This is a genomic window from Vibrio sp. 1457 (genome assembly GCF_033340195.1).
Classification (GTDB): Bacteria; Pseudomonadota; Gammaproteobacteria; order Enterobacterales; family Vibrionaceae; genus Vibrio; species Vibrio alginolyticus.
On sequence record NZ_JAWOWA010000062.1, the window covers coordinates 1 to 2,265 of the forward strand.

Consider the following 2,265-nt stretch of genomic DNA (forward strand, 5'->3'; position numbering starts at 1 on the left):
AAGTCATAGGAAGTGGACATACCGAAGCCGTCGCCGTTCTCTTTAGCTAACTTACGGCCATTACCGTTACCAGAACCTTCCTGACCGAATAATCCATCATCTTCATTATTACCCTGATATTGCAAAGCAAAGTTCAAGCCATCGACCTGACCAAAGAAGCCATTGTTACGGTAGGTTGCAACATAGACTGGCCCCCTGAATCTCCAGACAACCAATATCACTTAAATAAGTGATAGTCTTAATACTAGTTTTTAGACTAGTCATTGGAGAGCAGATGATTGATGTCTTAGGACCGGAGAAACGCAGACGGCGTACTACACAGGAAAAGATCGCTATTGTTCAGCAGAGTTTTGAACCGGGAATGACGGTCTCCCTTGTTGCCCGGCAACACGGTGTGGCAGCCAGCCAGTTATTTCTCTGGCGCAAGCAATACCAGGAGGGAAGTCTTACTGCTGTGGCCGCAGGAGAGCAGGTCGTTCCTGCCTCTGAACTTGCTGCTGCCATGAAGCAGATTAAAGAACTCCAGCGCCTGCTCGGCAAAAAAACGATGGAAAATGAACTCCTTAAAGAAGCCGTTGAATACGGGCGTGCAAAAAAGTGGATAGCGCACGCGCCCTTATTGCCCGGGGATGGGGAGTAAGCTTAGTCAGCCGTTGTCTCCGGGTGTCGCGTGCGCAGTTGCACGTCATTCTCAGACGAACCGATGACTGGAAAGATGGTCGCCGCAGCCGTCACTCAGATGATACGGATGTGCTTCTCCGTATACACCATGTTATCGGAGAGCTGCCCACGTATGGTTATCGTCGGGTATGGGCGCTGCTTCGCAGACAGGCAGAACTTGATGGTATGCCTGCGATCAATGCCAAACGTGTTTACCGGATCATGCGCCAGAATGCGCTGTTGCTTGAGCGAAAAACCGCTGTACCGCCATCGAAACGGGCACATACTGGCAAAGTGGCCGTGAAAGAAAGCAATCAACGATGGTGCTCTGACGGGTTCGAGTTCCGCTGTGATAACGGAGAAAAACTGCGAGTCACGTTCGCGCTGGACTGCTGTGACCGTGAGGCACTGCACTGGGCAGTCACTACGGGCGGCTTCGACAGTGAAACAGTACAGGACGTCATGCTGGGAGCGGTGGAACGCCGCTTCGGCAACGAGCTTCCGGCGTCTCCAGTAGAGTGGCTGACGGATAATGGTTCATGCTACCGGGCTAATGAAACACGGCAGTTTGCCCGGATGTTGGGGCTTGAACCGAAGAACACGGCGGTGCGGAGTCCGGAGAGTAACGGCATAGCAGAGAGCTTCGTGAAAACGATAAAGCGTGACTACATCAGTATCATGCCCAAACCAGACGGGTTAACGGCAGCAAAGAACCTTGCAGAGGCGTTCGAGCATTATAACGAATGGCATCCGCATAGTGCACTGGGTTATCGCTCGCCACGGGAATATCTACGGCAGCAAGCCAGTAATGGGTTAAGTGATAACAGATGTCTGGAAATATAGGGGCAAATCCACTCGCCGCATTACAATGAAACAAAAACAAACAGTTAGCTGTAAAGTGTGATTTACGTCACTCTTTATTAGGATGAGGGTTTCGTTTCCGGTTCATCCGCCATGTTGCCGGTATGTTTACCTTCTTCGGTTCCCTGCCAGCCATGTCGTTGAATTAATGACAGATGTTCGCGGTCCTCGGTAATGATCTCACTTAACATCGCGCTGGTGCGTTTATAGACCGCCGCGCGCGCTTTGGTATCATTCTCAACCATTGCCATCTCTTCCACCATCTGAATATTAAAGCGGCGGAACACATCGGCACGTTCTCGCGCTTCATACGGCCCCAGACCTAAACTTTCCAGTGCCAGACGCCCGGTTTTCAGCGCACCTTCGAAGGTTTCACGCTCCGGCTTTTCAACGCCTGCATGAAGAAAACGAATGTAGGGGTCGACATCGCGGGCGCGGGCAATAATCTGCAAAGGAGGGAAATGTTCTTTCACCATCTCCGTCAGTTGCAGGTTGGTTTGCGGATCGTCGATGGCGTTAATCAGCACTTCCGCTTTCGCCGCTCCGGCAGATTCCAGTAAATCCATCCGCGTGGCATCGCCATAAAACACTTTCATACCAAATTTACGCAAGGTTTCGATATGGTCCGGATCGTGATCGAGTACCACCATTTTCACCCCGCTGGAGAGCAGTAAACGTCCGGTAATCTGCCCAAAACGACCGAATCCGGCGATAATCACGCGCGGCTGTTCTTCGTCGATCTCA

General features: G+C 51.5%; 2 protein-coding genes and 1 pseudogene. 1 reads left to right on the forward strand and 2 read right to left on the reverse strand.

What is annotated here, in order from left to right:
* Positions 1 to 182 (reverse strand): annotated as a pseudogene (locus tag R7Z41_RS23635) (porin); the annotation flags it as partial.
* 92 nt (positions 183 to 274) lie between these two features.
* Here R7Z41_RS23635 and R7Z41_RS23640 point away from each other — a divergent pair.
* Positions 275 to 1,503 (forward strand): IS3 family transposase gene (locus R7Z41_RS23640; RefSeq protein WP_089541817.1). Its coding sequence is split into 2 segments (ribosomal slippage): positions 275 to 590 and positions 590 to 1,503, totalling 1,230 coding nucleotides; the frame shifts between segments, so codons are not numbered across the junction.
* A 77-nt stretch (positions 1,504 to 1,580) separates the two neighbouring features.
* Here the strand turns inward: R7Z41_RS23640 and R7Z41_RS23645 are convergent.
* Positions 1,581 to 2,265 (reverse strand): NAD-binding protein (locus R7Z41_RS23645; RefSeq protein WP_318141609.1); only part of this gene is annotated, 685 nt, incomplete at its 5' end.